Origin of the sequence: Intrasporangium sp. (genome assembly GCF_030452765.1) — a bacterium.
Classification (GTDB): Bacteria; Actinomycetota; Actinomycetes; order Actinomycetales; family Dermatophilaceae; genus Intrasporangium_A.
In genome coordinates this window covers 1-5,705 of sequence record NZ_JAKDLO010000232.1, presented here as the reverse complement: position 1 = coordinate 5,705, position 5,705 = coordinate 1, and the positions used below count along the sequence as shown (strand labels likewise).

The window sequence follows — 5,705 nt, the reverse complement described above, 5'->3', positions numbered from 1 at the left end:
CACCTACCTGGTCAACAAGGCCCCATACCTCGACTACCCCGGCGCGCTGGCCGCGAGCTGGCCGATCGCCACCGGGATCATCGAAGGCGCCTGCCGCTCCCTGGTCGCCGACCGGATGTAATGCGGACGTCCGCATTACATCCGCAATGCCGAGGATGCGGTTATGCCGAGGACGGGCCGGGATCGCCTGTTGGGGGTGGGGATCGGCTCCAGACGCTCGGCATAATCGCGTGGGTCAGTTCAGGCTTCTCCTTGGAGGGTTCATCGAGAGGAGGAGCTGATCACATGAGTAGCGGGCGAAAGCTGGGCCGGGTGCCTGGCCCGTTGGCGCCGTACGCGGCGGGGTTCATCCGGACACTGGAGCGTGATGGTTACGCGGCTGGTTCGATCCATAACCATGTGCTGCGGATGGCGCAGCTGAGCAGATGGCTCGGTGCCGAGCGGCTGGATCCAAGTGACCTCAGCCGGGACGTGGTGGGACGGTTTCTGGCGTCACGACGGTCGGCTGGTTACCGTTCGAGGCTCTCGCTGCGGGGGTTCTCGCCGCTACTGGATCATCTGCGAGGGCTGGGGGTGGCTCCATCGGATCCGGCTGCGGTGGCGACCACGCCGATCGAGGTGTTGATGGAGCGCTACGCCACCTTCCTGCTGCACGAGCGAGGCCTGCAGCCGAACAGCGCTGTGGACTACGTGCGGGACGCCATGGCATTCCTGGGGTGGCTCAACCCGGATGGTGGGCTCGGCCTCGGCGGCTTGTCCGGCGGTCAGGTCATCGAGTATGTGCGGCGCGAGTGCGCGGGAGGCATGGTCGGACACGCCCGTCGTAGCACCGTGCGGCTGCGGGCGTTGCTGCGGTTCCTGTTCCTGGATGCTGCGGTCGACACGCCCCTTGCCGAGCTGGTGCCGTCGGTGGCGAATCGGCGCGACGACTGGTCATCCAAGGCGATCAGCCCGGCCGAGGCGGCCCGGCTGTTGGACAGCTGTGACCGGACCACCGCGGTGGGCCGGCGCGACTTCGCGGTGTTGACCGTGCTGTCCCGGCTCGGGCTACGCGCCGGCGAGGTCGCCGGGCTGCGGCTGGAGGACATCGACTGGCGCGGCGGGCAGGTCGTGATCCGCGGCAAGGGCGACCGCGTCGAGTCTCTGCCACTGCCGAGCGATGTCGGCGAGGCCGTGGTGGGGTGGCTGCAGGCAGAAGGGCCGCGCGGCGAGTGCCGCTGCGTGTTCACCAGGATGCGCGCGCCGATGGGTGGGCTGTCGACCGCCGGAGTCTCCAGGATCGTGGTCCGGGCATGTGCGCGGGCGGGACTGCCCCGCTCTCATGCGCACCGGCTGCGGCACTTCGCCGCGACCGAGATGCTGCGCGCCGGCGCGAGCCTAACCGAGGTCGGTCAGGTCATGCGTCACACCCCGAGCAGCCACCACATCGGACTACGCCACGGTCGATCAGCGCGCCCTGTCCGCGGTCACCCGCCCCTGGCCGGTGGGTGCGCCATGAGTGATCTGGCCGGCTCCTTGCAGGACTATCTCGCCGTCCGCCGGGCCGTGGGATTCAGGCTGAAGACCGAGGAACGGATGCTTGCCGACTTCGTGCGCTATGCCCGGCAGGCTGGCGTGAGCGTGGTCACCACCGAGGTCGCGCTGGCCTGGGCCAGGCTGCCCGAGCTGGGCAGCGCGCACTGGTTGGCGCGACGACTGCGGATGGTCCGCGGCTTCGCCCGATACCTGAACGCGATCGATCCAAGCGCCGAGATCCCGCCGGTCGACCTGTTGGTGGGCCGCCACCACCGCCCGGCCCCGCACCTGTACTCCGACGCGGAGACCGCTGCGTTGCTGCGCGCGACGGACGATCTCCGTCCCGCGTTGCGATCAGCCACCATGCACGCGCTGATCGGACTGCTGGCAGTCAGCGGCGTTCGGGTCGGCGAGGCGATCCGCATCAACCGCGAAGACGTCAACTGGGCCGAACAGACGCTGCTCGTGCACGACAGCAAGAACGGCGGCACGCGGCTGCTCCCGTGCATGCCAGCACCATCGAGGCGCTGCGCGAGTACAGCAGCGTCCGGGACCGGTTGTGCACGCACCCGCCCTCACCGAGCCTGTTCGTCTCCACTCGGGGTGCCCGGCTGGCCCACTCGACGATCTATCCCGCGTTTCGGGAACTGCTGCAAAGCACTGGTCTGGAACCCTCCTCGCCTGACGTCCGACGCCCGCGCATGCACGATTTCCGCCATTAGGTGGACGGCGGGGTTATGCGCCCTGTCTGAGTGTTCTGGCTGGTCAGGATGGTGCCGAGGGCGTGGTTGTCCGCATAATCCCGGCGGTCAAGGTCAACGCGTCATCGAGTCGAGCCAACCGATCAGTGAGGCGTCCGTGGTCCAGTCCGGCAAGGTCTTTGGGGTCAGGGGCTCGTAGGCGTCCTCGATCGCTTTGCGTTTGGTCTCCGCGTCTGCGCGGGCGTAGATCTCGGTGGTGGACACGTCGACATGGCCGAGTAGATCGCGGATGTAGATCAGATTGACCCCGGCCTGGATCAGGTGCATCGCCCTGGTGCGCCGTAACGTGTGCGGGGTGACCTTCAGGCCGGGAGCCCATCTGGGGTCGCGCGCCCGGACGGCCCGGACGTGGCGGGCCAGGAGTTTGGCGATCCCGGACCGGGTCAACCGGGCGTGGTTCGGTCCGCGGAACAGCGGGGCCGCGCCGGGACCGATTCCGGGGTGTGGGTCGAGGTGCTCCAGGTAGTCGGTGAGGAGTCGGGCGGTCGGGCCCATCACGGGCACGTACCGGACCTTGGATCCCTTCCCGCGGATCACCACCGTCATCGGTTCGGCGCGGCGGACGTCGGCGATGTCGAGGTCACAGAGCTCCTGGACCCGGGCGGCGGTGTCGTAGGCCAGGGCGAGCAGGGCGGTGTCCCGCAGCGTCCGTGCGCTGGCCGTGCCGGGTTCGGCGAGCAGCGCCTTGACCTCGACTGCTGTCAGGTGTCCAAGTTCTGGGGCCGGGATCTTCTTCTGCCGGATCGCCAGGACTTGGGTGACTTGGTCGAGGTGCTCGGGCTGCTCGACCGCGGTGTAGCGGGAGAATGACTTGATCACCGCCAGGCGCTGGTTGCGGGTGGCTGCCGAGCAGCCCCGCTCGGCCTCCAACCAGTCCAAGAACCGCAGGACCCGAGACCGGTCGATGTCGACCAGGCACAGCTTCTCCGGCGGGATGTGTTCTGCGTCTTTGAACCAGGTCAGCAGCAGCTTCATCGCGTCTCGGTAGGAGGCTACGGTCCTGGGTGAGACGGCGCGCTCCCCGGCCAGGTGCTCGGTGAAGAACTTCGCCAGCCAGCGCCCGGCAAGATCTGGTGGCGGCGCGGGTCGCCGGCTCACGACTTGTCCTCGGCCGGCGCGGGGATGACATAGCCGAACCGAAGTTGGGCTTGGGCGATCACCTCGGGGTAGGCGTCCGCGGTCAGCCTCAGGTAGTACTGGGTGCCGCGCAGGTCGGCGTGGCCCATGTAGCAGGCCAGATAGGGCAACATCGCGGCCAGATCCGCGCCGACTGCGGCCCAGCGTCTCAGGTTGGCCACCGCGAAGCCGTGGCGTAGCGAGTGGGGATGCGGACCGCCGGTGAAGTGGGGGATGTCGGCGTCGGCCAGGTAGCCGCGGAACCGCATGTATATCGTCGCCTGGTTGATCTGCCTGCCCGCAGCCCTGGCGTAGAACAGGTAGTCGCTGTCATCGGGGGCGGGGTGCGCGGCCGCGGTGTAGGCCTGAAGGGTCGCGGCGAGCCGCCTGGTGATCGGGACGCTCCTGCCTGGCCGTTCTTGGAGTCGCGGATCCGCAGCGTGCCCGCGGTCCACGTCCGGCAGGGTCAGGTTGAGCGCCTCGGAGATCCTCAGCCCGGCGCCGTACACCTCCAGCGGGCCGTTGACCGGTACCGGTCTTGTCGGGTCCACGATCCAGCCTCCGTCCCCGGAGCACCATGCCCCGGATGAGGCCAGCCTTCATCCGATCCGCGATTATGCCGAGCGCGCCTGCCTCGAGCGCGTTACACGGCAAGACCATTCACGCTTCGACGGCCCTCACTCGGCATAACCGTCGACTCGGTCGAAGTCATCGATCGGGATGCGGGGGACCTTGACGATGCCGGACTCGATGGCGTCCATCAGGGAGAAGTCGCTGACCGTCCACGGGAAGATGAAGCCTTCCTTGTAGCCGGACCCGGCGAGATAGAACGGGGTGGCGGACAGGTCGTAGACGGTCTTGACGCCGACCTTGCGGGCGATGGCTTGGATGCCCTTGAACCAGACCCGGGCGTCGACGTTGCGGTCGGCGTCCTCCTTGGCGCCCTTCTCGACGCCGGCCTCCGCGGCCTCGACGGTGATGGGCTTGTCCATGTAGCAGTGGTGGGCCTCGTCGTTGATGACGATGATGTCGCTCTGCCGCCGGGCGGTCCCGACACCCCAGCCGCGCAGCACCCGGGACACCATGGCGGCCTCGGTCTCTTTGAAGGGGTCGTCCCTGCGGCCGGCAAGGAGGATCTGGCGGGTGGTGCGGGAGACGCCCTTGATCTCCTTGGCGTCCTTGAGCAAGAACGGGTGATAGTTCGTGACGAGGATCTGGGCCCTGCCGAGCAGGCCGCGCAGGTCGGGGGGGACGAGGCCCCGCTGGTCGTAGTAGTTGTCCGGGTCGTTCGGCTGCAGGACGCGAAGCCGGTCGCGGATCGTGATGCCCGGGGTGATGACCAGGAACCGTTTGGCGTAGCGGCTGTTGCTGCGGGCGCCGGTGATCTTGTTGAGCGTCTGCCAGGCGATGAGCATCGCCATGACCACGGTCTTGCCCGAGCCGGTGGCCATCTTCAGCGCGACCCGGGGGAGGCCCGCGTTGTGCTCGGCGTTTTGCTCCTCGAGGTCTGATCGCCAGTCCTTGAAGCCGGCGACTCGGCCGCTGACCTCCGCCAAGAAGATCGCGGTCTCGGCCGCCTCACGCTGGGCGAACAGAATCCGGTTGTCCCGGTGCGCGGCGGCCCAGTGGTGCAGGAGTTTGGCGCTCGTGGCGGTGGCGCCCGTGTAGTCGCTTGCCCGCCAGATCTCGACATCCCGGCGCAGACCGTTGATCAGCGTGTTGCGCTGGACCTGCTCGTGGGTTAGCAGGAGCGAGAGTTGCTCGGGATCGTCGGAGGCTTCGGTGGTCGTCTTCTTGCCGCGGCCCTTCCGGACCGTCGCGACCGGGATGAAGGACTCACTCGGCCGGCGGCCATCGTTGACCACGCCGGTCGGGCCCGCCGGGCCGATCTGGAAGTGGCGCGTCGGAGGGTCATACGGCCCGTTGAGCACCGGGTCGTCTAGTGCCGTGGTGCCCCGGTCCGGCTGCCCTGCTGTCATTTCACAATTCCCCCAGTTCGACGTCTCGGTCACTCTAGCCAGACCCTTCGCGCGAGCGTCCGGGGTCCGAAGAGAAGGACCGACCTTTGTCCCTGTCGGGGACAGACCCGAAGTCCCGGTACGCAGGCCCAGGGGCAATGCCCGTGATTTAGGGTCTGAGAGGTTGGAGTCGGTGGATCGTGATGGTGTGGGTGACGGTGCGGACGGCGGGGGTGTGATCGGGTCGCCGGGGGGTAGCGGTGCGACCCGCCGCGTTTGCGGGCTCTCGGTGAGGAGCGTCCGGGTCGTTTCCTGACCAGGTTGGTCTTGGCGGTCAGCCAGTCGCTCAGGTGGG

3 protein-coding genes and 1 pseudogene are annotated in these 5,705 nt (G+C 68.2%); 1 reads left to right on the top strand and 3 read right to left on the bottom strand.

Annotation, left to right across the window (positions count from 1 at the left end):
* Positions 1-597: 597 nt before the first annotated feature.
* On the top strand, positions 598-2,415 hold the full coding sequence (locus L0H79_RS20080) for a tyrosine-type recombinase/integrase (RefSeq protein ID WP_301486414.1): 1,818 nt from the start codon (positions 598-600) through the stop codon (positions 2,413-2,415).
* On the opposite strand, the gene L0H79_RS20075 is transcribed toward L0H79_RS20080, so the two are convergent.
* The 3 genes and pseudogenes from L0H79_RS20075 to L0H79_RS20065 all read right to left on the bottom strand — a co-directional run.
* Positions 2,331-3,374 (bottom strand): tyrosine-type recombinase/integrase, encoded by a 1,044-nt coding sequence (locus L0H79_RS20075; RefSeq protein ID WP_301486413.1) that lies wholly within the window; start codon positions 3,372-3,374, stop codon positions 2,331-2,333. The genes L0H79_RS20080 and L0H79_RS20075 overlap by 85 nt on opposite strands.
* Entirely contained in the window at positions 3,371-3,943 is a 573-nt protein-coding gene (locus tag L0H79_RS20070; RefSeq protein WP_301486412.1) for a tyrosine-type recombinase/integrase, read from the bottom strand. Before L0H79_RS20070 ends, L0H79_RS20075 begins: the two co-directional genes overlap by 4 nt.
* A gap of 156 nt (positions 3,944-4,099) precedes the next feature.
* Positions 4,100-5,371: pseudogene (locus L0H79_RS20065) on the bottom strand (DEAD/DEAH box helicase family protein); the annotation flags it as partial.
* Positions 5,372-5,705: the final 334 nt, after the last annotated feature.